16 protein-coding genes and 2 pseudogenes are annotated in these 25,482 nt (G+C 53.4%); 5 read left to right on the forward strand and 13 right to left on the reverse strand.

Annotation, left to right across the window (positions count from 1 at the left end; translation table 11 throughout):
• Window positions 1-2: 2 nt before the first annotated feature.
• The 4 genes from ACRWA7_RS34460 to ACRWA7_RS34475 all read right to left on the reverse strand — a co-directional run bounded on the left by ACRWA7_RS34460 (window position 3) and on the right by ACRWA7_RS34475 (window position 4,242).
• Window positions 3-830, reverse strand: coding sequence for an ABC transporter permease (locus ACRWA7_RS34460; protein ID WP_438397329.1), 828 nt, complete (start codon window positions 828-830; stop codon window positions 3-5).
• Window positions 827-1,783: an ABC transporter permease gene (locus tag ACRWA7_RS34465; RefSeq protein ID WP_438397331.1), complete on the reverse strand. Its 957-nt coding sequence runs from the start codon at window positions 1,781-1,783 to the stop codon at window positions 827-829. Before ACRWA7_RS34465 ends, ACRWA7_RS34460 begins: the two co-directional genes overlap by 4 nt.
• A gap of 12 nt (window positions 1,784-1,795) precedes the next feature.
• Window positions 1,796-3,337, reverse strand: a complete 1,542-nt coding sequence (locus ACRWA7_RS34470) for an ABC transporter substrate-binding protein (protein WP_438397333.1) — start codon at window positions 3,335-3,337, stop codon at window positions 1,796-1,798.
• A 335-nt stretch (window positions 3,338-3,672) separates the two neighbouring features.
• Window positions 3,673-4,242, reverse strand: coding sequence for a DDE-type integrase/transposase/recombinase (locus tag ACRWA7_RS34475; RefSeq protein WP_438397335.1), 570 nt, complete (start codon window positions 4,240-4,242; stop codon window positions 3,673-3,675).
• A gap of 823 nt (window positions 4,243-5,065) precedes the next feature.
• Here ACRWA7_RS34475 and ACRWA7_RS34480 point away from each other — a divergent pair.
• Window positions 5,066-5,410 carry a hypothetical protein gene (locus ACRWA7_RS34480; protein WP_438397336.1) on the forward strand — a complete coding sequence of 115 codons (345 nt, stop codon included), beginning with the start codon at window positions 5,066-5,068 and terminating at the stop codon, window positions 5,408-5,410.
• Between the two features lie 822 nt (window positions 5,411-6,232).
• Here ACRWA7_RS34480 and ACRWA7_RS34485 read toward each other — a convergent pair.
• From ACRWA7_RS34485 to ACRWA7_RS34495, 3 genes are all read right to left on the reverse strand, one after another.
• Window positions 6,233-7,120, reverse strand: coding sequence for a DMT family transporter (locus ACRWA7_RS34485; RefSeq protein ID WP_438397337.1), 888 nt, complete (start codon window positions 7,118-7,120; stop codon window positions 6,233-6,235).
• A gap of 323 nt (window positions 7,121-7,443) precedes the next feature.
• Window positions 7,444-8,583 carry a CaiB/BaiF CoA transferase family protein gene (locus ACRWA7_RS34490; protein WP_438397339.1) on the reverse strand — a complete coding sequence of 380 codons (1,140 nt, stop codon included), beginning with the start codon at window positions 8,581-8,583 and terminating at the stop codon, window positions 7,444-7,446.
• A gap of 35 nt (window positions 8,584-8,618) precedes the next feature.
• Window positions 8,619-10,736: an acetate--CoA ligase family protein gene (locus ACRWA7_RS34495; protein ID WP_438397341.1), complete on the reverse strand. Its 2,118-nt coding sequence runs from the start codon at window positions 10,734-10,736 to the stop codon at window positions 8,619-8,621.
• Between the two features lie 831 nt (window positions 10,737-11,567).
• On the opposite strand from ACRWA7_RS34495, the gene ACRWA7_RS34500 reads away from it, so the two are divergent.
• Window positions 11,568-12,506, forward strand: a complete 939-nt coding sequence (locus tag ACRWA7_RS34500; RefSeq protein WP_438397433.1) for a GlxA family transcriptional regulator — start codon at window positions 11,568-11,570, stop codon at window positions 12,504-12,506.
• A gap of 246 nt (window positions 12,507-12,752) precedes the next feature.
• Here ACRWA7_RS34500 and ACRWA7_RS34505 read toward each other — a convergent pair whose 3' ends face one another.
• From ACRWA7_RS34505 to ACRWA7_RS34515, 3 genes are all read right to left on the reverse strand, one after another.
• A complete protein-coding gene (locus ACRWA7_RS34505) occupies window positions 12,753-13,649 on the reverse strand; it encodes an NAD(P)-dependent oxidoreductase (protein WP_438397343.1) in 897 nt (298 codons plus the stop codon).
• Between the two features lie 217 nt (window positions 13,650-13,866).
• A complete protein-coding gene (locus ACRWA7_RS34510) occupies window positions 13,867-14,700 on the reverse strand; it encodes an enoyl-CoA hydratase/isomerase family protein (protein WP_438397345.1) in 834 nt (277 codons plus the stop codon).
• Between the two features lie 267 nt (window positions 14,701-14,967).
• Window positions 14,968-16,185: a TauD/TfdA family dioxygenase gene (locus ACRWA7_RS34515; RefSeq protein ID WP_438397347.1), complete on the reverse strand. Its 1,218-nt coding sequence runs from the start codon at window positions 16,183-16,185 to the stop codon at window positions 14,968-14,970.
• A gap of 740 nt (window positions 16,186-16,925) precedes the next feature.
• On the opposite strand from ACRWA7_RS34515, the gene ACRWA7_RS34520 reads away from it, so the two are divergent.
• Entirely contained in the window at window positions 16,926-18,194 is a 1,269-nt protein-coding gene (locus tag ACRWA7_RS34520) for an IS256 family transposase (RefSeq protein ID WP_438397348.1), read from the forward strand.
• 1,171 nt (window positions 18,195-19,365) lie between these two features.
• Here the strand turns inward: ACRWA7_RS34520 and ACRWA7_RS34525 are convergent.
• Entirely contained in the window at window positions 19,366-19,554 is a 189-nt protein-coding gene (locus tag ACRWA7_RS34525; RefSeq protein WP_438397349.1) for a hypothetical protein, read from the reverse strand.
• Between the two features lie 73 nt (window positions 19,555-19,627).
• Between ACRWA7_RS34525 and istB the strand changes: the two are divergent.
• Window positions 19,628-20,341 (forward strand): annotated as a pseudogene (istB, locus tag ACRWA7_RS34530) (IS21-like element helper ATPase IstB).
• A gap of 103 nt (window positions 20,342-20,444) precedes the next feature.
• Here istB and ACRWA7_RS34535 read toward each other — a convergent pair.
• Window positions 20,445-21,704: pseudogene (locus ACRWA7_RS34535) on the reverse strand (IS256 family transposase).
• A gap of 744 nt (window positions 21,705-22,448) precedes the next feature.
• Here ACRWA7_RS34535 and ACRWA7_RS34540 point away from each other — a divergent pair.
• Window positions 22,449-23,258 carry a hypothetical protein gene (locus ACRWA7_RS34540; protein ID WP_438397350.1) on the forward strand — a complete coding sequence of 270 codons (810 nt, stop codon included), beginning with the start codon at window positions 22,449-22,451 and terminating at the stop codon, window positions 23,256-23,258.
• 654 nt (window positions 23,259-23,912) lie between these two features.
• Here the strand turns inward: ACRWA7_RS34540 and ACRWA7_RS34545 are convergent.
• Complete coding sequence (locus ACRWA7_RS34545) at window positions 23,913-25,454, reverse strand: ABC transporter substrate-binding protein (protein WP_438397351.1); 1,542 nt, start codon at window positions 25,452-25,454, stop codon at window positions 23,913-23,915.
• Window positions 25,455-25,482 lie beyond the last annotated feature (28 nt).

The following is a 25,482-nucleotide window of genomic DNA, read 5'->3' on the forward strand; positions in this document are numbered from 1 at the left end:
TCCTACTCCTTTCGAAGACGGGCTGATTGGCCAATCAGTTTGTCTGCTAACGTATTAGCTGCAAACGCTAATATTGCAATTGCGAAACCCGGTATCAGCGCAGCAGGTACGCCAAAAATAATGCCGTCTTTATTCTCGCGCACTAGGCTACCCCAATCGGCATTGGGCGGCTGTACGCCCAATCCTAGAAAGCTTAATGCGCTTAAAAACAATATGGCGAACGCAAACCGAAGAGCGAATTCCGCGATCAGGGGAGCAAGTGCGTTAGGAAGTACTTCGCGAAGCATTACCCAAGCGAACCTTTCACCACGTAGTCTTGCTACTTCCACGTACTCCATGACGACAATCTCGCTTGCTAATGAGCGAGCAAGGCGATAGACCCTGGTTGAATCGAGTACCGCCATCACAACGATTAAGGTAAATAGGTTTATTGGGACTATCGCAAGAACGACTAGGGCAAGAATTAGGGTAGGGATCGACATCATTAAATCATTTATCCGCGATAACACCTGTTCAAGCCATCCTCCCACTACACTCGCAAGAAACCCAAAAAACATCCCAATAAAAAATGCTAATACCGTGGAGCTTCCAGCAACAAGCAGAGTAATCTGCGCCCCGAAAATTAATCGACTCAGTAGGTCCCTTCCCAAACTGTCAGTTCCGAACGGATGTCCACGAGTGATTGGTTCCCAGACATCGCCTACCGTAGTGTTAAGACCATACGGTGCCACCAGTGGTGCCAAAATTGCGGTGAAGACAAAAATCACCAACACCGTCAGCGCAAGGAAACCCGAATATGAGAGCCGGCTAAAGCCGTGGCGACCTGTCATTTTGGATACCGGATTCGAGGGTTTGATGTAACAGCAACAATATCTGCAACCAGATTCAGAGCAATATATGTTGCACCAAAGATCAGCGCGCAGGCTTGAACTACTGGAATATCGCGCTTGGAAACGCTATCTACCATCAATTGTCCTACCCCAGGATAGACAAACACGACCTCAACGACCACCACACCCACGACAAGGTATGCCAAGTTCAGTACAATGACAGTAACGACTGGAGCAATCGCATTCGCTAAAGCGTGAATGCCAACGACGCGTAAGCTCGAAAGACCTTTTAATCTTGCCATCTCTATATACGAACTACCTAACACATTCAGAATCGCTACTTTTGTCATACGAGTCATGTGTGCCGAAACGATGAAAACTAAGGTCAGACAAGGCAGGGCAATTGCAGAAAATCGTTCGCCAAGGCCCATGCCAGGATGGACGTTCGCCAAGTTGGGAACCCATCCAAGCTTTACTGAAAAAATAAAAATCAGCACATAGCCCAAGAAGAAATCGGGAAAAGAAATAAAAGTAAGGTTTAGCCAAGAAATGCACTTATCCATAACGCTGTTTTTGTTTACAACCGACACAATACCTAAAAAGAGTGAAAATGGGACCGCTATCGTGCCAGCGATCGCGGCCAAGAAAAACGTATTGGTTAAACGTTCGCCGATCAAAGCTGAAACACTTATGTCATTGGCAAGAGACTTACCTAAGTCGCCTTGCACAATCGCATCTATCCATTCGAGAAAGCGTTCCATTGGCGGTCGATTAAGATGTAACTGCTCATTCAATGCTGCCACGGACTCAGGGGTTGCTTGTTGCCCTAAAATGGCATGCGCGACATCGCCAGGCAATAGCTGCGTACCGAAAAATATCAGAATTGAAATGGCAAATAAAATTAAAAGACCAAGGAACACCCTTTGGGCAACGAGAAGAGAAATACTTTTCATGACAGTGTTTTATCAAGTATTAAGCCAGCAGCGCTCAGAATAACGGTAATTGGATAGTTCGCCATTAACATCGGCGAAATAGCCGCCGACCTTGTTGCTCACTCCATCGAGGAACTGGGGAAATACGGGGATAATAGCTCCTCCGTTATCACGGATTAACTCGCTTGCCTCTCTGTAAATTGCAACCCGCTTCTCTGCATCGCGTTCGCGTCTTCCTTGAGCTATCAAGTCGTCAAAATGTGGATTTGACCATGCCGTCTCGTTCCACGGCGCGCTTGACTCATAGCCAGTTGTTAACATTTGGTCTTGAGTTGGCCTTCCATCCCAGACGCTAGCGCAAAAAGGGACTTTGTTCCAAATGTTCGCAAAGTAGCCATCGCCTGGCTCGCGTTTCACTTCGATCACTATGCCTGCCTGTGCAGCTTGTTCTTTGAAGAGAACTGCCGCATCGACCGCACCTGGGAAAGCTCCGTCGGATGTGTGTAAAACGATTGGGCCCGAATGTCCTGATTTCTTGTAGAGTGCGGCTGCTTGCGTTGGATCGAATTTACGTTGGGGCAGTGGTGTTGCAAGCGGGTACAGCGAGTTGATCGGCGTATCGTTCCCTACTGTTGCCAAACCTCTAAAAATCTGTTTGGCCATCTGGTCACGGTCTATGGCGAGTTTGAGAGCCTGTCGAACAAGTGGGTTATCGAAAGGTGTGACGTTACATCGCATAGCAAAGAGATAGTGATTCCGTCCGGTCGTTGGAACAATTCGCGACACATTAGACGACGACATCATAGCCACTACTTTTGGTTCAACGCGATTGATCAAATGCACTTGACCGTTCATTAATGCTGAGACCCGTGCTGAGTTATCGTTGATTGTGAGCGTCTCGATGGAGTCGACATGGCCAACGTCACGACGCCAATAGTTGGGGAATTTCTTTGTTAAAAAGCGAACGCCGGCCTTTGCTTCGACAATTTGATACGGACCTGTTCCAATTCCCGAATCCCCAGGATCGCCATCAGGTTGTATAGCGAGGTGATAGTCTGTTAGCAAAAATGGGAAGTCGATGTTGGGCTCGGATAGGAAAACAGCAATTTCATGCTCTGACACCGCGTGAATATCCTGAACCGATGTGAGCGTGCTCGCGATCACCGATTTTGACTTTGGGCCTCTGTGACGGTTCAACGAATAAACTACGTCTCTCGCCGTCATGCGCTTTCCGTTATGGAAAGCGACATTGGATCTGAGCTGAAAGTTCCACGTTTTCAAGTCATCCGAGTGCGTCCAGCCTTCTGCAAGCATAGGCTGTAGCTCTTTTCCGTTCGGAGTCACAACGATAAGCTGCTCCGATGTTTGCTTGAGCACGTGAATCATAACCTGCGCATTAGACAGTGCTGGATCTAGGCTGTCGGTGGTCTGCCCTCCCACTAGGCCGACTACTAAGTGACCACCTTTTCTTGGCTTGTCTTGCGCTAACGCCGACGCGCCCGGAATTACGACCGAGATGCCAGCTGCTCCTACGCTAACAATGAACTTGCGGCGATCCAGCGACAGATTTTTCATTCGTTCTCCTCGGTCTGATATAGCGCAGATAAGTCAAATTGACATAACCGGTACGACCGCAGTCGTCCGTACCTGCTAAGGTTGTGCTCGAAAAAGCCCTATACCTAACACGCCTTGCGGTCCGCAAGTGACCTTTCGTCCTCTTTGCGGCGGCGATGAATCCTCGACCGTGCTCAATGCTTCGTCCAACGAATACTTTTTAAGTCGCCAATTGTTGATTGTCAACCATTGTAAACACCACCTGTGGAACTGCTAGCAACCCGCTAGGTCGCGGCAACAGCTCTATAGCGATGTCGTTGTGTTATCAGGCAACCGGATTTTGTGCCCTCGATGAACTAGAAGATCTTGCACTGGGCCTGCTTGTGCGTCTCGAAGCGCACGCGCAAAAGTTCGCGCTCGAGTGTGGCGAGAAGCTTTCGCACATGGCGTTGTTGAAGCAGCCGCCCACCGTACCCATCGAGGGGCGCACCCCCATCTCGCGACAATGCTGGCCGAAGCGATCGAGGTGTATCGGGCGGATTCAACTGGTCGTTGCAACATCTCTTAAAGGAGGTGTCAAATGAGACGGCCACAGGGTTCGGGTTCGCAACAGACAGGAACACCAATAATGCAATCGCCCAGCCCACCACGCGCCGGCTGAACACGTCGAGCACCACCGCGAGATACAGATACCCGACCACGGTCGGTACATAGGTCGCGTCGGCCACCCAGAGTTGATTGGGCGCCTTGGCGCTAAAGTGCCGCTGCACCAGATGGACCGGACGAGCACGGGGTTCACCTCGCGTGATGGTGACCCAGGGGCGCCGGCTCACGCCGCGCAAACCCGCCGTGTTCATCAAGCGCCTCACCCGCTCGCGGGCAGTGTGAATGCCTTGTTCGATAAACTCCGCATGGATGCGCGGCATCCCGCACGTGCCTCGTGAGCGCGTATGAACCGCGCGAATGCGGGCGAGCAGATCCGCATCGCGAAGCGCATGCGCGCACGGGCGGCGCTTGAGCTACGCATAAAGCCGCTGGTCGAGACGTTCAGCAGCCGTGCCATGGGGCAACGGGCCAGGTGGCCTGATTCGCCTTCAAGAACCCGAACCCTTCTCGGGTACGGTCACGGTCTCCGGGCGAATCAGGCCGCGGCCTTTGACAGGATGTCCCGCTCAAGCTCGAGCTGGCGAACCTCGCGGCGCAGCTGGGTCAGTTCCTTGCGCTCCGCTGTCGTTAGCCCTTCATGGCGCCGGCCTGCGTCGCGCTCGGCCTGCGCTAACCAGTTGAAGATCGACGCCGCGGTGGGCTCGGATTCCTCCGCGAGCTCCTAAGGCGTGCGCCCCGCGCGCATTAGTTCAACAATCTGCGCCCGGAAATCCGCCGGGTACGGCTTCCGACGTCTCTGCATAATGGACACCCCCTGTTCTAAAGAATAAGCGTCCACGAACCCGGGTTAACTCAAAGTTGATGTAAAGGAGAGGCACGGCCATCTCAACACGGATCCGGTCGTCATGACCAACTCCTTAAGGTTAGCGCGGCGACCATCGATCGTATGCTGGCCAGTGCGCATGCGTACATCGATGGGCGGCGCACTCAAACGGCCCACGGGGGATGGGCTCGGCCCTTCGGCGCAGCATTCCGGCGCATACCTTCGCCGATTGGCGTGATCGTCCGCCAGGTTTCTTCGAGATCGGATGGCCGAACATTGCGGTGGCTCGAAGATCGACGGCGAGTTCGTCCACACCTCTCATGCTGACTGATATCGAAAGCGGCTGGACAATACGTGTGGCGATGCGGGTATGTAACCAGATGCTGCTGATTGAAAAATTCGAAAAAGCAGCTGCCGATCTGCTATTCGCAATAATTGGGGTGGACTTGGATAATGACAGAGCGTTCATGACCCAGAGCGTTCTCGAACTCTGCAAGGGCCGTAACCTGGCAACCGCGATCGAGGGCATACAAGGAGAACGATTGGGCTTGGGTGGAGCAGAAGAACGTCGCAGTTTTGCGGCGACCATCGGTTACGGCCTTTTGAGCGGAGTCGAGGCCAGGAACCCACTGGCGCAGCCGTACGCATCATCTCGGATACGTTAATTTCTTCCAGCCATTGTTCAAGCGCAAGTCCAAGACCCGTGACGGCGCGCGCGTACACAAGGCTTATTAGCGCCCCCGACGCCGTGCGATCGACTTTTGGCGCACGACAGTGTCGGACCCGCTACCAAAGAGAAACAGAAGGCGCACTCAACCCTCGACTCTATACACCTGCTGCAGGTGATGCGGACGGCTCAGCAGGCATTGAGCGTTTCGCATCCCACGGCGTGCGAGTTAAAGCAGCACCGTCGGCCGGATCAGAGCTTGCCGTCTTCGTCGCCGGCCTCTCTTCGGCATCGAAAGAAAGTGAAGCACGTCCAACGCACCGCAAGTGTTAAGGCAAAACCGGCGGAGAAGTCGAGCGAATCCGTTCGCCGATGCGTCGCCGTTGCTCGAAGGATGGTTGACTGGAGAGCCCTCTGCCGACCAATGTATTGATGGATAGGTCGGCTGCAATATTTCCTAGAGCGTAAGCGAGTCAGGCACAACTACGAACGCTACACCGTCGGAGTGAGGCATGGCGAGCCGAGCGGGTAAAAGAATTGATTTTGGGTGGCTTGCGAAAGACTGTTTATGCGCCAACTGACGTGTAACGCAGACGATTCGAAAGTCGCTGGTGCCGGGGTATTCCGCGCCGAGGAAACCACGATGAAAGGAAGGGAGACAACAAGAAAACAACAGGACAATAACCGTCGCTGGCATTCTATTGTGAGGTCAAACGGCCTGACTTGCTGACTGTCGCCGTCCACCTTGCTGCGTCCTGCACTGTTTGCTTTCTACGGACTTTTTGCCCTTCGCGCGTTTTGAAAAGAGTTTGCTCAAGCGTCAAACTCTTTTCCTAAAATGCTCATCGCCGACCATTAATAGTCCACCGGCGATAATTAAAACGGCTCCTACGAGCACCTCCGTGCGAGGTAAATCGTGCCAGATTGCAAATCCAAGAATGAATGCCCAAAGCAAAGAAGTATATTCCAACGGTCCAAGGATCGAGAGCGGGGTTCGGTTTATGCCCTTAAGTAACATAAACTGGGCCGCCCCCCCTAGCACCGCCACCCCTATTAGCTGGAACGATTGCAACAGATCGGGGACCCTCCACCACAAAATTGCCGGAACGGCGGAAAACAACATGAAGTAGGTATTGTTCAGAACAAGCTGAACGGTCGCTCGCTCACGCAAAGAGATAGTGCGAAGAAGCAAAAGAGAGATGCTCCATAAAAATGCAGCCACCAATGCTAATGCTATGGGCAAGGTAATACCAATCCGCGTAGGATCACAAGCAACCACGACGCCAGCAAACCCGATGAAAACCGCCGCCCAGCGGAGAGGTGGGACGATCTCGCCAAGCATCAACACTGAAAGCGCCGTGACGATGACTGGAGCCGCGAAATAAATCGTAGAGAGCTCGGCAAGCTGTAAAGATTTTGCCGCATTGTAATAGCAGATCCATGCGGTGAAGATAAATGCGCTGCGAATAAACATCGGTCGCAGTATGGGCGATTGGAGTGTCTCGACCAAGAGCTTTCGCCCTCCGAAAACACCGCAGGTAGTCAAAATGATAATGGAGCGGCAGAACATAATTTGCCATACCGTCAGTCCCGCTACCACGAGCTTGATCAAAGCGTCATGACCGGAGAACAAGAAATAGGCAAACACGGTGAACAGTATGCCTGCCAGCAGCGGTACCCGGATATCTTGCGCGCAAGCATCGTTCATAAACGCTCCTAGAGCAATAAGCAACGGCAAGCATCGACTTAGCTTGCAAGCATTAAACCAAAGCAAATTTTCGTATCTGTTTCAATCACCATATAAAGATTCTTGGAAAATGGTAGCGGGCGTCGATCCATTCAATGTCGCAAACATCAGGAGGCAACAATCGATTTGCTGGAACGGTTGGCTCTATCTACCTCCGACTCGAGAAGATAATCGACAGTTGACTGTCGGCCTTTGACCGCCCAAAGCCTCGATTTGGCAGGATGAAAGACCGTGACGATTCCGTTCTTGCAGAAGGTCGTCTCGAGCTCTTGGGGGCTCCGGTTTTATCCCAACGCGCCTGATTCCTTTAGCGACGTAATTTCAAAATCGTTAAGCCCCAATTCACGGAGAATATCCAAGGTATGCCGCCCCTTAACTGGTATCGATCTTAATTCAGGAGATGGGGTAGCCATAAAGCGCGGAGCTGGGCTAGCCTGCAGCGCTCCATCAACGTTTTTATATACCTCACGCGCCAACAAGTGTGGATGCTTGGCGGCCTCCGTCATGGACAGGACAGGAGCAAAACATGCGTCGCTTCCTTCAAGCAACTCGCTCCATTCCGCACGCGTTTTCGTCTTAAACAATGCGGCAAGTTCTTCGCCAAGAGGCTCCCAAACGAGAGGATCTGACCGTAGATTTTCGGCGAAACGCTCTTCATCTTGAAGACCAAGAAGCCTAATTAGATGCTTATAGAAATGAGCCTCGACGGCCTGAAGAATTATCCACTCACCATCTGCACACACATAACTGCGGTCCCAATGTTGACGCAAAGCTCCTGGCCTCAAGTTCGCGATCGAAAAATCGTATTCGGGAAGGAAAGATAGCATCAGGTTCATCACGTGCGCTGACCCATCGACCATTGCGGAATCGATAACCTGCCCAGTACCGTCTTGCCTTGCGCGCAATATTCCCGCTAAAACGCCAATTGCCAGGTATAACCCACCACCGGCCACATCGCCAAGAATGGTTGGCGGCGCCTCCGGGGATTGGTTAGGCTGGGTGGACGACCATAGGGTGCCAGAAAGAGCCACGTAATTCGCGTCGTGGCCCGCTGCGTTTGAGAGTGGCCCGTGCTGCCCCCAACCAGTCATCCGTCCAAACACTAATGATGGACGATGCGAGAAGCAAACATCAGGCCCCAGTCCGAGTCGCTCCATGACGCCAGGCCGAAAGCCCTCAATTAAAGCGTCGGACTTGCCGATAAGTCGCAAAAGAGCTTCGACGGCTCCAGCCTTCTTCATATCAAGAACGATAGAGCGCTTGCCACGGCTACATATTGACCAAGCTCGTGGATCGCCAACGGTTTCGTCAGGACGTTCCACCGCGATCACATCCGCGCCTAAATCGGCAAAGAGCATTCCGCAAAATGGCGAGGGTCCAAGCCCGACCATTTCGATAATCTTCACCCCGCTTAGAACGCCCATAAAGCACCTTTTCCTCAACATTGCGATTTGAGAGGTTACGTCCTCAACCTCATGACAGCGTCCACAGCAACTGCGCCGTACCCTTCTCTACGCACCATGAGAGGGTTGATTTCCGCTTCAATAACGGCGTCTTGGTTCTTGATTGCGAAATCAGCAAACCTAACGATTGCAGTAATGGCGCCTTCAATATCTCCTTTCGGTCGCCCACGCCAGCCAGTGAACAATGGGAACAGCCTCAGGTTGCTCAACGACTCGGCGATCGTCTCCCGTGAAGCTGGCAGGAGCAAAGTAACAGTATCCCGCAATAGCTCGGCCTCAATGCCGCCCATACCAATCGTGAGAGCTAGTCCGATTGAATCGACGCGCCGGATTCCTATCAGCAGCTCACCAACCACGTCCTTTACCATCTCCTCAATCAGAAAGCTTTTAATAGCAAGCTCGGGGGCGTCCTGCTCAAGTTTCTCAGCCATTGCATATACAGTTTGCCAGGCCGCCTCCGAAGTACTTACGTTCAAAGCCACGGCTCCCAATTCTGTCTTATGAGCAAGCTGCGCGCTAAGGGCCTTCACGACTACCGGGAACTTAAGCTCGTCCAAACGACCTTTTCCTTCAGCCGTAATAACAACATTGCTTGGCACTTGAAGTCCTGCATCTTTCAGAGCGGCTTTCGCGGTGGCTTCGTCGAGGGCAACGCCAAGGTCTTCACCTGTCGGACAACTACCTAGAAGAATCTCATCGTCCGACATCGAGGCAAGCCTGTCAGCCATTTCTGAATATTGAACGGCACCCGCTACGGCTGTCATTCCGTCAGCCATCCCTAGTAGTGGGACCATGCCCTCCAAGATCATTCGTTCTCGCGCTTTCCTTGGCATATCTTCGGGTAACGTATTTATCCATGCTGCTGGAATTCCACGTTCACGAGCAATATGTGCGAATGCTTTTGCAGTGATATCCCAACCTGTTGGATCCCATCCCCCTTCTGGCGGATAGCACAAGACTTGAATTGCGACATCGTAATCGTCAGAGAGTAAAGCACGAAAAATGCTTAGGTTTTGATCCCATGCAGAATCATCGCCGCTATGAGCTGAAGCAATGTCAAGCGGATTCGCAGCATGGATGAAAGGCGGCAAATACGCCTCAAGACGTGCTGCGGCCGCTGCAGACGGTGGTGGCAAAATCAATCCACGTGCTTCAGCGCAATCGCTTCCAATGACGGCATATGATCCCGAGCTAGTAGCCAGTGCCGCGCGGCGCCCTCTCACTCTTGGTGCCAAAACCAGCATCTTTAGTGTTTCTAACGCTTCAGTCGTTGTACGCACCTCAACAAAACCAAGTCGTCGAAACATAGCGGAAGCTACGATATCATCGCCTGCCAGCGATGCGGTATGGGATTGCGCGGCTCTGCGACCGGCGGTCGAACGTCCGCCTTTAACAACTACTACAGGCACGCCCTTACGCGCCGCTTTTAAGCCGGCCGCTGAAAAGGTAACTGCATCCGGCATCGCCTCAAGGTAGAGGTTTATTGCAAGAACTCGATCATCGTCCAAGACGACATCCATAATGTCCGCAATATTTACCATGGCTTGGTTGCCGAGGCCCACGGAATATGCCACGGGCAAAGATCGATCGGCGCACCCAATATCGGAGAGGTAGGCACCCCCATTACTTATGACTGCTACACCTGAAGTGGCGCCGTGATCTCCAAAGTGATCCATCATAAAAACGGATCGATCTGCGAAATTTGCAACACCGGGACAATTCGGACCTATAACCGGCATTTCGCCGGCTGCTTCTACGAGAGCAGTTTGCGACTCTCCTCCCTGCATTTCGGAAAAACCCGCGCTATTGCAGATTGCCCCGGCAACGCCAAGTTGGGACAGGTCACGTACAAGTTGGACAACTCCCTCACGCGGGATGGCTATGAACGCGACGTCCGGAACCTCTGGCAACCCCGCCAAATCGGGAATGCAAGCAATCCCGGCAACTTCAGTGCGCCGCGGATTTACGACATACATCCGACCTGCAAACCCTCGCGCACGGCAATATTCGATCGCAGGCGTCAACGCCGCGCCACCCACAAATACCGCACTCTGCGGTGTTAACATTCGCTTAAGACGCTCGCGACGGCTGAATTGGGCAGTATGATGGTTCAAACAGGGCTCCATGGATCAGTTTTCTCGACATATAGGTGGCGATAAGCCATTACATCGATGGCTTTCAGAATCTTTGGATCGCAAATGCTGCAAAGTATGGTTGCTAGCTCTGCAAATCTACGTGATCAGCCTTGGCCGCGACGAAGTCTGCAAGAGCTAACCGCCGGGGAAGCGCAGTAGCAGAGCGCGCACCCTATTCGAGCAACTGCTAAAGGTGTACAAACAGTATAAGCGAAAAAAGGTTAGTTGTTAACAATCATCAATCATCGAGCCTCATCTTTCGTCGGCTTTACGCTTTTGTTCTTCGCGGTTGAGCGGTTCGAGGCGTCCTAATCAAACGATGGTAGGTTCCGGGGAGAGTGGCCCTTCTTCGAAGGCAACGTCATCGGAGGTGGTTCACAAGGTAAGTGGTTTATTTGTTGGAGATCGAAGCCCACACGCGCGCGTGGATGAGTGGCTAGGCATTCAACAACGCCCGACTTTGCCTCACGTGGTCAGTGCAACAAGTATTCAGCCGTAGAGCTTAAAGCTAGTTTAATAATGTTGGGCGGCTCTCTACTGTCGTGCTGAGTATAGTGTCCCCAAAATGGCTGGGAAGGAGGGGAAGACGAAAGGGATTGACGTCAAACACGCAGTGAGGGTAGAAACAAAACCTTTGTTATGCCCCGTGCTCTGCGTCCTCATGCTCAGCCGTTGGCACCGAGCTGTAGCTGACTTGCTCACTGCAACGAGCGAAAACGACAAGATGCATTGTTCACCCAAGTCTGGGTCTTAGAGGCATCATATTTGATAAAGGCGACCTTCGTGGGTGAACTCATAGTGTTCTTGTTGATGCCTGGTTTTTCGCTGCTCGACTTTGCGGCGATCGCAGAACCGTTACGTTCTGCTAACCGACTTGGCGGCGATCTCTACTGTTGGAAGGTGTTAAGTGCGGACGGGCATGCGGTCACGGCCAGCAACGGTATGTCTATGGCAGTGGACGGACCCTTAGAAGCAATTGAAGCTGCATACATCCTGTTCGTTGTAGCGGCTTATGATCCGCTAAAGCATCTTGATCGAACTCTTAAGCATTGGCTCAAGCGACATGCGAACGCGGGAGTTATTTTGGGTGGAGTAGATACCGGTGCGTTTGTGCTAGCGGAAGCAGGATTACTCCGAGATTTTCGAATAACCGTTCATTGGGAGACAATTGCTGCTTTCGTGGAGCGGTATCCCACGCTTCGGATCACTCATGAAATCTTCGAAATCGATGGCCAGCGAATCACATCAGCAGGCGGCACAGCATCGATGGACTTGATGCTGGAACTGATCGCGCGCCGTCACGGGCGCGATCTCGCAATCCGGGTAGCAGACCAGTTTGTATTGGGACAAATTCGCCCCCAGAAGAACCTACAGCGCACAAGGTTCGCTGAAAGTCATGGAGTAACCAACTCAAAACTTTTATCGGCAATTGCACATATGGAGAGAAATATAGAGCAGCCTTTGGCTATGGATATAATCGCATGCAATGTTAATATTACGCGAAGGCAGCTTGAGCGTCTCTTCAAAACAACCATGGACGAGACCCCAGCAGGCTTCTACCTCAGAATAAGATTAGACAGAAGCCAACAACTACTGCGACAAACCGGACTTTCGATTCTTGACGTCAGCGTTGCGAGCGGCTTCGAATCCGCTTCTTATTTTGCGCGCTGCTACAAACAGCGTTTTGGAAAATCGCCGCGGGAAGACCGAAGGGAAACCGCCGGAGTCCGAGATAACACGGCAAACTAGCATTTTTTCGCGAGGAGTATTGGATCCGCATAGTCAAGCACCCGAGCTCCCATATCAACTACGTACAAAGTACAAAAATTCGGCCTTGTCAAGGTCCACAGCATGGATCCTCGATAACGCTGGAATCGTATAGGCCGTTGGATTTGTTATAGCGGTAAACTTGCGCAATCTCAACAAGACGCTTGATTTGCGTGCGGGATTAACTGACGTACAATAGTGACAACGCATGAACGCGTTATTACGCAGCTATCCCAATAATTTTGTAGCGCGCAGCAATAAAGTGTTCGAGTCCTCCAGCAGTTTTACGGCCATCAAGTGCGGAGCGTGATTCCCAAACTCCACGCCTGCTCGTTTATACATGTCGTCCACGAATGTGCATAGAGGCAGGACAGCGGATACATGGCGGGCTAGCTCTATTGTTAGGCGCATATCCTTTATGGCTAGACCTAGTTCGAACGTTGGATCATAATCGCCGTTCAAGATCGAAGGGCCATACTGATCTGCCACATAGCTTCGACCCGTACTGTTTTGAATGATGGACAGCATCTTACCCGGGTCCACCCCACCCTTCACGCCGAGCATTAAGGATTCTGCTAATGCAATGGAGTGTAAGTAGCACAGTACCACTTGTGAGATCTTAGCGACGTAGCCCGCGCCTGATCGGCCGAGATATTCGCTACGGCTTCCTATTGCACTGAAGATCTTGCAATGCTTCTGATAGACCGCTTCCTCCCCTCCAACGAGTACTAACAGCGTGGCCGCCTTCGCACCTTCTGCACCACCCGTAATCGGTGCATCCAATGTAGAAATGCCGCGTAGTTTTGCTAGGTCACAGACCTCCTGCCAAACTTCCAAGTTATTCGTGCTCAAGTCTATCCACGTTGCTCCAGGGTTCATGCTAGCAAGCAAACCGCCATTAGTTGCAATCTCGCGGACTATGGCCGGCGTTGGAAGGGATGTCATAACAACCTCCGCATCCCGAACGGTCTCGTGAATCGTGTCATACCAGATCGCCCCAGCGCTAATTAGGTCCTCCGCTTTACCACGATCCAAATCATGTACGGCAAGGCGGAATCCCGACTTAAGCAGATTGGCTGCCATTGGAGCGCCCATATTTCCAAGGCCGATAAATGCTATCTTCATATTTCTTTAACCCCTAACTTGTTGTTTAAGTCGTGACGGTCCCGAAGCTCCAATCGTGAAGCCGGGTCGAGATCTAAAAGCTATGGGTCTCACGCGTTATCATTTATATAACGTATCTCGACAGCCGGAGCGATGCCCAATAAATTTATCTATTTTAGTCGTTAATGCTCAACCGTTCTGCATGGTCAAACCTGGCGGGCTACTTTGCAAAGAACCCCTACGTGTTAGAACCCTTATACTTAGCTTGGCATGCATCCAATGCTGCTCGCAATCCTTTCTCGCTGGTTAATTTTGTCAACATTTGATACTCCTCAACTGGACAAAACCCCATAATCGCTACTTGCTCGAGGTAATAACTAGTAGCTGAGCTAAGACCTTGCAATTCATAAACATGATTCAGATATTTTTTATGCATACGCTGCATCTCACGAGGTAACCGCGCCATTAGCGTTGCTTTTGTCCGCGTCGCCGCTTCAAGATCGGAGGTTGGCACAACATCAGTTACGAGCCCTAATGCTTTCGCCTCGTCTGCGGATACCTCATTCCCGGTCAAAAGCAAGTTTTTGGCCGTTTTCATATTTACAAGCCAAGGAAGAAACATGCAATGACCCGAAACTCCATAACGCACTTCCCCGTATCCCATCTTAGTGTCATCTGAGATGACGGTTACATCACAGAACAAGGAGAGTTCGAATCCCTTCCCAATTGCATAGTTATGAACACTTGCTATCACCGGTTTCGAGATGCGCCAGGGAGTAGTAAAGTCCTCGAACTGCTTAAAATAGTGGGCGCGGTACTGATAGATTGATTGGTAAGTGGAAGACCGCATTCCCTCAGCGTCCTCATCAAGATCATGTCCCGCGCAAAACGCACGACCCGCGCCGCGGATAACGACCACATTAACTCCAGGATCTTCATCCGCTTTCTCTAGACCATCTCGCAATTCGGCGATGAGCTTCATGTTCATCGCATTGAGCTTGTCAGGGCGGTTCAAAGTCAGCCAACAAATATGTTCAGCATCGACTTCGTACAACAGATGCTCGTAGATCATCGATCTTCCTTTTTTTAATGTCATTAGTCGAATAAAACATTACTCTTGTCTTCCAGTCCGAGACTGGATGCTCTTCCGATTCGGGAGTCCTGATCGCTGATGTGCTGACACATCTACGAAATATCAAACAACAACAAAACCATTAATTCGGTTGGGGATTTTGAAGCGCTCACTGCGACCTGCGACCTTTTTCCAGCAACTCATTAAGGGAGCAGGACAATGCTATCGACCTACATTCACATTGCCCGCGCTCATGGAGGTAAACAGTCAGCTAGCGGCCATGGGTGTGGATCGCACATGGCTACGTTCTAGTACACGAATGCGGGAAAGCAACTCGTCTCGGTCCATATAACCACCGCGCAGGAAGCGCTGCCCGCTCGTCGGATCGAAAGCCTTTCGCCCATGCATGATCCTTCGATTATCGAAGCACCACATTTGGCCTGCCTCCAAGCGGTGGCTCACAAGAAATCGCGAATCACGGGTAAGTGCTGAAAAGTGTTGATATGCGCGGTAGAATGCGCCCATTTCTGATGATGGTAAGTTGATCGGTGCTCGAAGCCAGTTCGTCAGTCTAATCTCGCTAAGCTCGCCGCGCGCATCAAGGCCAATAATGGGCGCGTGGCTTCTATAGTCGCTTTGCGGCGCCTTGTTCCAAAAGTCTATTGGATGCTCACAAAGTACGCGAAAGTCCTCGGGCGCTTCTGCTTGCAACGCCGCTGCGATAGCGAATCCGTCGACGAAAGTACTTTCGCCGCCCGCAGCATCGTTGATTAAACAATGGAGAAACTGCAGACCCGGTTGAAGCTCTCTTGTCGACATGTCCGTATGCGCCGGAAGCTCAAGCGAGGTGTAAGCATTGCTGTCAGTCGTTTCAGCTTTTGTCTTCACTTCGAAGATGCTTCCAAAGTTAGTTTCGCGCATAAACGATATACGTTTTGCTGCGGTTTCCACCGCTTCATTTGCTGAGGGGACGCCCGTTAGCATAGTAAGTCCAACATCCCGCGCGGCTAGCAACCAATCAAGCAGGACCGAATCCGAAGAGACTACTTCTGAATAGTCAAATGAAGGAATAACCAATTCGCTACCCCAAGGCTCTACGCTGCGTAAGCGTTCTGCTCGCTCGCTTCGTGATGCAGGGTCGTATGCATGTGAACGCAGCCACCCGGCCTCGTACTGGCTGTTATGACCGTCACTCCAACCGACAATCAACTTGCCCTCCTTATCTAAGGAAATTCTCTGGGCAGAAAGGTTGGCAGGCGCGTCCAGTACCTCAAACAGCTGTTCCCGCGTACGTGGATGCACGCATTGCGAACAAGGGCAGTTGTCGCGCAACCAAAGAAAATGATAGTTGCTAATCCGTTCATCGTCCCATGTCGTTTCCAAGCTGTCACTCAGCACTTTGTACGTACGAATACGATGTGTTGTTTCGAATGTTCTCCAGTCCGCGGCGAATGTCTCAATGACAGGGTTTTGGTTTTCGCTCATTTCGTTCTCCTTGTCGTACTACACGCTTTTGTGTCGATATACCGTCAATTCGGTGTTCGACGTATTGATGAAGACGTACCGCATTTGGATGGCGTTGCGTCATATTAAAGGTGACCAATAGCGATTGGAAACGCGAACGGTCATTATGACCCGAACCGGATTCTATCGGCTTTAATCGCGCTAACGTCTAAGCAACTTTACGGTCCTTGTTGGAGAAGAACTGCTAATTTTGCGACTTTCTAACGCAGTTTTGCGACAAGATGTGTATTTGCGCTGCTGTGTAAGGGATCGCTGTGTCAGAGCCAAGTGATGAGCGGCGCAAATGCCCCATCGGAGGATCGGCATAATGGAGCCATTCGATGATCGGCACATAGGCGCAACCTGTGTCGTGCAGTGAAGGCGGTTCAAACTTTCCCAATTGGATGCGCTTCGCTCTTCCTGAGCGGAGCGCCCATAGCCAAGCGAAGGTTCGAATTGTTTGATACCTCCAAGTCCTTGTCCACATGCGGCAAGGCGATCCTGACCGCGACATAGTCCGCGCTAGGTTCATGGGCCGCTAGAAGCCCACCGCTGTAAGGCACACTGCGCAGGAGCTCGGCTGACCTGATCCGGCGCAGTCGCTGCCGAGTTAAGGTCGAAAGTGGTGTTCGGGATGAGGCAGGGATTTGAAGGCGGTGGCGGTTTAGCTGAGAATGTTGCTTGTCTAGAGTAACAACCTGCCAAACCGGAATCCACCACCAATGAAGAAGGTTACAGAAGAAACAAGCGCGGGTAAATCGGAAGCACCGCCCAGCGGCCTTGACGATTTGATTCAGCGAGGCGCACGGCAGATCATCCAGCAAGCGATTGAGGCGGAGTTGGCGACATTGCTCGAACGCTACGATAACGTGAAGACGCTCGACGGGAGGCGCGCCGTGATTCGCAATGGCTACCTGCCTGAGCGCGAGGTCGTGACAGCAATCGGTCCGGTCACCGTGAAGGTGCCGAAGGTTCGCGATCGCTCAGGCTCGGGCGTGAAGTTCAATTCGAACATCGTGCCGCCCTATATTCGGAAATCACCCCGCGTGTCGGCGGCGTTGCCCTGGTTGTATCTACGTGGCGTCTCGACCGGCGACATGAGCGAGGCGCTGAGCGTGCTGCTGGGTGAAGAAGCCAGGGGCCTTTCGCCGAACGTGGTCAGCCGTCTGAAGGCGCAGTGGGCCGATGAGCACGCCTTGTGGAATCAACGTGATCTGTCAGGCGCTCGCTGGATCTACTGGTGGGCCGACGGCATCCACACAGGGCTGCGTAGCGACGATTCGGATGGTCAGTGCCTGTTGGTCATCATCGGGGTGAAGCCGGACGGAACGAAAGAACGCGTGGCGATCGGCGACGGGTTCCGCGAGTCGAAAGACGCCTGGTGCGAGCTCTTGCTGGATCTGAAAGCGCGAGGCCTGCAAAGTGGTCCGCTGCTCGCGAGCGGCGACGGCGCGATGGGTCTGTGGGCAGCATTGGCTGAAGTGTTTCCGAAGACTCGGCACCAGCGCTGCTGGTTCCATAAGACTGGGAACATTCTCAATGCCTTGCCTAAATCCCAGCATGGTCGGGCCAAAGCTGGCCTGCAGGAGATCTGGCAAGCCGCCACGCGCGAAGAAGCGCTCGTGGCCTTCAATCGCTTTACTGACATTTATTCGGCCAGGTATCCAAAGGCAACGGAAAAACTCACGAAAGACAGCGATGAACTGCTTGCCTTCTATGACTTTCCTGCCGAACACTGGCAGCATTTGCGAACGACCAATCCCATTGAGTCCACCTTTGCCACCGTTCGACATCGAACAACCCGCACGCGCAATTGCGTTTCGCGTCCGACCTTCCTTGGTCTCGCATTCAAGCTCATCGAGTCGGCGCAACAATCATGGCGGCGCATTCGTGCACCAGAGAAAATCGCCTCGCTGCTGGAAGGCATCCCTTTCAAAGACGGACTACCGGTGACCGACAGCACACCGGCTCAGCAACCGCTCGCCGCCTGATCACGCCACGCCTCGCAAACACCAGATTTGACAATAACTCGTCGCTGCCGCAAGACACCGTGATCGCCGCTCAGTTCGGCCGCATACCGCATCTGCCCTGCACCTGCGTATCGACGCTCGAACCCTTTGGCGGACAGATCAGCAGCTGGTTCAGGCTGATGTTGTGCAGGACACGACGATCCACAGTGCGCTTAAACGCGACCACCGCTACACCAGTAGATATTCTGCGCTGCGCCGCTTCCTGAGGCATCCGGGCGTCGAACGTAGCGTCACCGCGGCGAGCATTCTGGACTTTCCGCCGGGCGAGGCCGCGCAAAGTTAACTTCGGCGCTGGCCCCGCGCTCATTCACGAATCAGGGCATGCGCTTAAGACGTAGTTCTTCGTCATGACGCCATGCTGGTCGCGTCACCGGTACGACGAACTCGTCTTCGATTATACCGTCGAGACGTGGCTGACCTGTCATCGGTGCGCTTTTGAGTGGATCAGCGGCTATCTATGCTGATCATCATCGACAACACGAAGTGCAGGATCATCAGGGCATGCATGTATGACCCAATGTCCAGCGTTCCTAAGCGGGGCTTGCTGAAGGATACGGCTTCAGGATCGATGTCGTCCGCCCCACGACCCGCAGAAGAAAGGCGTCGTTAAATCGGGCGTCAAGTACGTCGCGAAGTCCTTCATGCCGTTACGCACGTTCCGTAATCTGCTGGATGCAAACCGGCAATTGCGTGAATGGATCATGCTGGACACCAGTGTTCGTGAACAAGGCACGACACGCGAACAACCACTGGCGCGTTTTGCCATCCAGAAGCCGCTGTTGACGGTACCCCCGATTTGCCGCCGGTGCACGCCGCGTGGTTCAGCAGGGATTGGAGAATGCGACCGAAGCGGCCGCCGTTGACGTAGGTATCGGCGTGCGTACTGCGGGGACTGCGCGATGGCCGCGCGCTCCAGACCTATGGCAGAATCGCTTTAATGGACCGCCACCTGAGGCTGGCATGCGCCAGCGCCCGTTCGCATGCGGCCTCCAGTCTCCCGTCGCCCACCTTGTCCGCGAAGCCGCACAATGCCCTGCCTGCCGCGCAAATTGCCAAGCGCCTCGTCGTTGAAGAGCGCCTCAATCACTGCGTGGCAGTAAGGACCGACTCGTTCGGCCTGGGCTAGACACCATTAAGGGTCGTGTTCGCGCCACGCCTTCGCTGCCGGCGGCTGATGATCCCGGCCTGTGTAGCGAACGCCAGGCTTACGTAACCGGGGGTGGGTGGTGACGATTTCGTGCTGATGGAACAGTTGCACGACCGTCGGTTGCCTTTGCCCAAACGTCTTGCCGAAAAAGGCAAACGGCACCGAGTAGAGCATTTTGCGATGCTGGATGTGAGCGTCCCGAAGAACCGCGATCGATCCACTAGATGCCCATAAACCTCAGTCCTAGATTAACACGGCGCTCAAGCAATTGCGCCCGTCTGGCGTGCTCAATTCCCTTAAGGAGTGCAACCACCAAGCCGTTGACAGCCATCTCGCCTACACGGAGTTCCTCGCCATGCTGCTCCATGACGAAGTCTCCGACGAGACCAGAAGAAGCTGCGCACCTGCCTGGCCCGTGCTGACTTCGCAATGAGCAAGACCCTCGAGACATTCGACTTCGACCGCCTGCCGAACCTGAATCGAACCCATATCCATGACCTTGCTATTGGTCGCTATATCAATGAGAAGGTCCCTATTCTCATTACCGGGCCAACCGGTACCGGCAAGTCGCACTTAGTCCAGGCTTTGGGCAATTGCGCCGCCCGGCAGGGACGTGATGTCTTGTTGGCCACGCAGCCCCGGCTATTGAACAGTCTGCAGACAGCTCGCGCGACCGATCCTTATAAACACAAACTGACGCCTGCAGGCGTACCGGTCCTAATCGTCGACGAATTTGCGCTCAAGCCGCTGCGCTCGTCGCAGGATGAAGACTTCTACGACGTGATCGCCGAAAGGTACGAGAGCGACGCGACGGTCCTGGCCGAGTAACCTTGCCTTCAGCGAATGGGGAGAGGCGTTTGCCGGCAACCGCATCCTCGGCGCTGCGACTCTCGATCGCTTACGCCACGGCGTCTATAGCATCGTGCTGGTGGCGACGGCTTCTGTTGTTGTCCGTCAATAACGGGAGTGGACAAAATTTAAGGGAGCGCGACTTTTTGCTCTAAGCTACCTTCGACACCGGTTAGAGATAAAGTCAAATGTGGTGTTTGGAAAGTTCGGTCTGATCAGGCGGCAAGCGGTTGCTGAGCCGGTGTGCTGTCGGTCACCGGTAGTCCGTCTTTGAAAGGAACACCTTCGAGCGACTTTTTCGGGCGCACGAATGCGCCGCCACGATTTTTCCGCCGACTCAATCCGCTTGAATGCGAGGCCAAGGAAGGTTGGACGCGAAACGCAATTGCGCGTGCGAGTTGTTCGATGCCGAACAGTGGCGAAGGTCGACTCAATGGGATTGGTCGTTCGTAAGTGCTGCCAGTGTTCGGCAGGAAAGTCATAGAAGGCGAGCAAGTCATCACTGTCTTTTGTGAGCTTCTCCGTCGCCTTCGGATACTTGGCCGAATAAGCGTCAATAAAGCGGTTGAAGGCCGCGAGCGCTTCTTCGCGTATGGCGGCTTGCCAGATCTCCTGCAGGCCAGCTTTTGCCCGACCATGCTGCGATTTGGGCAAAGCGTTGAGTACATTTCCAGTCTTGTGAAACCAGCAGCGCTGGTGTCGAGTCTTTGGGAATACTTCGGCCAATGCTGCCCACAGCCCCATTGCCCCACCGCCGGCCGCGAGCAGTGGACCACTTTGTAGGCCTCGTGCCCTCAGATCCAGCAAGAGCTCGCACCAGGCGTCCTTCGACTCGCGGAAACCATCGCCGATCGCCACGCGTTCTTTCGTTCCGTCCGGCTTCACGCCGATGATGACCGACAAGCACTGGCCGTCCGAATCGTCGCTGCGCAGCCCCGTGTGGATGCCATCGGCCCACCAATAGACCCAGCGCGCGTTTGACAGATCACGCTGATTCCACAGGGCGTGCTCTCGGACCACTGAACCTTTACACGGCTGACCACGTTGGGCGAAAGACCTTTGGCCTCTTCGCCCAGCAGCACGCTCAGCGCCTCGCCCATGTCGCCGGTCGAGACGCCACGTAGATACAGCCAAGGCAACGCCGCTGACACGCGGGGTGACTTCCGAATATAGGGCGGCACGATGTTCGAATTGAACTTCACGCCCGAGCCCGAGCGATCGCGAACCTTCGGCACCTTCACGGTGACCGGGCCAATCGCGGTGACAACCTCGCGCTCAGGCAGGTAACCATTGCGAATCACAGTTCGCCTTCCATCAAGGGTCTTCACGTTGTCGTATCTTTCTAGCAATGCCGCCAATTCTGCCTCGATTGCTTACTGGACGATCTGCCGTGCGCCCTGTTGAATCAAGTCGTCAAGTCCGCTGGGCCGTGCTTCCGATTTACCCGCGCTTGTTTCTTCTGTAACCTTCTTCATTGGTGGTGGATCTCGGTTTGGCTGGTTGTTACTCTAGACAAGCAACATTCTCAGCTAAACCGCCACCGCCTTCAAATCCCTGCCTCACCCGAACACCACTTTCGACCATAACTCCACCGGTTAAGCGAGGTGACGGATGGATATGCACTGGACGATCTACCTACAGCGAGACGGCGCCGATGAAAAAATGCCGTTGGCGCGGTTTAAGCGCCCGCTCGAAGGAGCTACCCCGGCTGACTTCGGATTGTCGATGTCAGAGGCAAGAAGCGTGCTTTCCAGTCTTCAGCAGTTGGTGGCTCAAAATCAGATCCGCGCCTACGATGCTCGACGCCGCCGCTGCAGACATTGCGGGCGATATCGCCGCATAAAGGACTGGCGCTCCCGAGTTTTTGCGACTGCGTTGGGCGATATCAAAGTTCGAGTGCCCCGTGTGATATCGTGCTTGTGCACCCCCGAGCCACTCGACGATAACGACGACTCAGCGGATCTTCGATTTTCCGAGTGCCCGATAGAAGGTTTGCTACCGGGGCGACGTACGCCGGAGCTCGATACATGTGTGCAAAGCAAGGTGCTTGCGTTTCCTACCGGTCCGCCGCGCGCAATGTCGCGGATCTCACTGGGTTGCACACACTATCTCACGCCACTATTCGCAGAGAAACGCTCAACTGCGGTGAGCACATTGAAAACGAGCAGTTCCACGTTGGGTGGTTCGCGGGAACCCAACACCGTAGTGGAGCGAAGCACTTGCGTCTGGCAATTGACGGCACGGTAGTCACAGCGGTGCCGCTGGAAGAGGTGCGAAAGTTCGAAGTTATCGCGGGCCGTGTTGAGTGTGAGGGCATAGTTGCTCGACGGTTTGCTTGTGCCCTCCAGCGTACAAGCCTGACACGCGTGCTTATTGCGGCTGCGCTCGACCGGTGTGGTTGGGTACATTCTACTTTGGTCGACGTGGTCGCGGACGGTGCTCGAGGTATGCGATCGTTAGTGACTTCGGTGGCGCCTTGCGTTGCACCGCGGATCCTTGACTGGTTTCACATCGGTATGAAGCTTCGCGCGGTGCGTTCGGCGCTGTCCGCGTACACATTTCCTCTCGACCAGCAACCAGTGGTCATGCGGCGATGCCTGCGACTAATTAATCGCGTGCGCGATAAGCTGTGGCGAGGCCGGGGCGAAGCGGCAATTGAAATTCTAGGTACTCTCATCGCCTCCTTGAATCTTGAGGTTGGATCTTTGCCACAGTTCTACAGTCTAGCTGCCGGCACAGCGAGTAACGCGGCCGGTCGATTATTGACTTTCCTGGTGAACAATCGCAGCGATCTCATCGACTATCAACAAGCACGTATGAACGGCCGTCGGGTATCGTCGGCGTCGGCCGAATTGGTAATGAATCATTTGATAAATCGACGGCTCACGAAGCGACAACAAATGCGGTGGTCATTGAGAGGTGCTCACTACCTACTGCAAACACGAGTGGAGCTGCTCAACGGTAGGCTGGAGACCTGCTTCGCCAAGCGCTTCCCTCACTTCAGATCGCCAGAGGTCGCCCATCCTTAGGTGCGTCTCCCCCATATTTTGTCCACTCCCAGAATTAGTGAACTGCAACAGATGGCTGCGAGACCGTTGATGCTCTTGCGGAAGTCAACGGCGTCGCAATGCACCTAAACCTTTAGTTCATCGTCCAGGCGGAACATCGCACCTCCTAGCGTCTCGATCTTGGCCGATAGCAACGGCGCGTCGTTGCCGCTGCATTCAAACCGGAGTGTGACGCCGTTGGACATCTGCACTGTCAACCGCGCCGACGCCAACGCGGACGATGACGTCCTTGCTGCGGGGGTGTGCCGTTGTGGACCACGACCCAAAATGCCGAAGTGCATGCTATGTCAGCCAACTGCGTGACATCAAGCGCGACGATTGACCCTTTTTCAACAAACGCGCGCGTCCCGTCGCTGAAGCGACTCGTACCTAGCTGGTTTCGCAACGAGAACAAGTGAACGATGGTTTGTACCTACCGAAAGCGCTCGACTACAGCTTGCAGCGGTGCACATGATCCATACCCATATTGGTGACAGTGATTTGGCCGAAACCAAGTATTCCCGATCTTCAGCAATATTGATTTCCACGTCGCGAGCAGGAGATCGTTTCAAAAGATTTTCTAAGTCTGTGGCTGCGGCCATTCAATACAAAAGGAGAAGCATCGGGCCCTATGCCTCAAGAGGTGAGCCAGCAACGTTCGAAATATCGACGATTTGATAATTCGCCGCCGACGTCAGGTATGTATCCACCAACCCTAGTGCTAACGCCATCGAGAAAATGAGGAAACATCGGGATAATCGCGCCACCATCATCACGAAGCAACTGATTAGCTTGCTCGTAAATAGCAACGCGCTTGTTTATTGCTCTCTCCTGTCTTCCTTGCGCCAGCAGCTCATCGAACTGAGAACTAGACCACGCTGTCTCGTTCCAAGCTGCGTTCGACTTATAAACCAAATTGAGCATCTGATCTTGCGTGGGTCGTCCATGCGAATAGGTCACACAAAAGGGCACTTTATTCCAAACATTGGACCAGTAACCATCGCCCGGCTCGCGCTTAACTTCAATCGCAATTCCGGCTCTTGCAGCTTGCTCCTTGAAAAGCACTGCCGCATCAACCGCCCCGGAAAAAGCTGCGTCAGACGTATGCAAGACGATTGGGCCGGAGTGGCCAGACTTCTTATAAAGCATCGCAGCTTGTTGCGGATCATATTTACGTTGCGTAAGCGGGGTAGAGAGCGGGTATGATGAATTGATAGGAGTATCGTTTCCTACAGCACCCATGCCTCGGATGATTTGTTTTACCATTTCATCTCGGTCGATCGCTAACTTGAGGGCCTGTCGAACGAGCGGATTGTCAAATGGGGGAACATTGCAGCGCATCACGAATAGATAGTGACCACGTCCAACGGTCGGTACAACTCGAGCAATTGTTGCCCGCGTCATCATTGCCACAACCTTGGGCTCGACGCGATTAATCAGGTGCACTTGACCGTTCATCAGGGCGGAAACCCGAGCGGTGTTATCGTTAATAGCAAGTGTTTCTATCGTATCAACATAGCCCACGTCGGGACGCCAATAGCGCGGAAACTTCTTCGTTACGTAACGGACTCCTGGCTTCGCTTCGACGATTTGATATGGACCGGTCCCAACGCCTGAGTCTCCTGGGTCTCCATCAGGCTGTATAGCTAGGTGATAATCTGTAAGTAGAAAGGGGAAGGCTACATCGGCTCCTGCAAGCGTCACCACGATTTCCCGCTCAGACACCGCTTGAATATCGACGATAGACGCCAGTGTGCTAGCGGCTCCCGATTTCGACTTCGGTCCCCTATGGCGGTTCAACGAGTAAACGACGTCCTTCGCGGTCATTGGCTTGCCATTGTGAAAAAGGACACCAGGCCTGAGCTTGAAATTCCAAGTTTTCAAGTCGTCGGAGTGTGTCCAGCTTTCAGCGAGCATTGGTTGGAGCTCTTTGCCATTGGGGGCGACAATTACGAGCTGCTCCGTCACTTGCGCAAGCACATTTTCAATGACTTCTGCAGTCGATAGAGCCGGATCAAGGCTGTCGGTTGTTTGACCGCTTGACAGACCTACGACCAAGTGGCCGCCGCGCCTCGGTTTCTCCTGGGCTATAGCAGATGCACCAGGGATGGCAAGCGAGAGACCAGCAGCGCCCATGCCAAATATAAATTGACGACGATTAGGTGATTGTTGTTGCATAGATTTCCTTTTTCCGTTTTCTCGCGAC

The organism is Caballeronia sp. DA-9 (assembly GCF_051615025.1).
Classification (GTDB): Bacteria; Pseudomonadota; Gammaproteobacteria; order Burkholderiales; family Burkholderiaceae; genus Caballeronia; species Caballeronia sordidicola.